1 protein-coding gene is annotated in these 384 nt (G+C 25.0%); it reads left to right on the forward strand.

Annotation, left to right across the window (positions count from 1 at the left end; all coding sequences use genetic code 11):
* Window positions 1-384 (forward strand): hypothetical protein (locus DMC01_RS14590; protein ID WP_221887184.1); only part of this gene is annotated, 384 nt, incomplete at both ends.

The following is a 384-nucleotide window of genomic DNA, read 5'->3' on the forward strand; positions in this document are numbered from 1 at the left end:
TTATATTATTATGTCTATGACTTGGTTTATAGGCTATTTTTTAGCCAATATAATTTTAGAACTTTGCCTTGATGTGATAAATTTTATAATGCAAGAGGATTTTTACAATACAAAAAAATTTGCAACTTGGAAAACTTGCCAATTATTTATTCTACTTAATCCTTTTTGCATTGTTTGTTATACGCAATATGCTTTTTTACGTGGTAGATTTAGAAATATTATCTTGTTTAGCATTCTTAGTTCATTGTTTTTTCTTGGTTTGTATATTATTTGGAATTATTTTAGCGGATTTAATCCAAGCCACAAAGCTTATTTGCTATCTTTGGCATTTTTATTAAATATGTCAGCTTTTATAAAGCTTCACTTTATTTATAGAAATAAAAT

The organism is Campylobacter troglodytis (assembly GCF_006864425.1).
In the GTDB taxonomy this organism is placed as follows: Bacteria; Campylobacterota; Campylobacteria; order Campylobacterales; family Campylobacteraceae; genus Campylobacter_D; species Campylobacter_D troglodytis.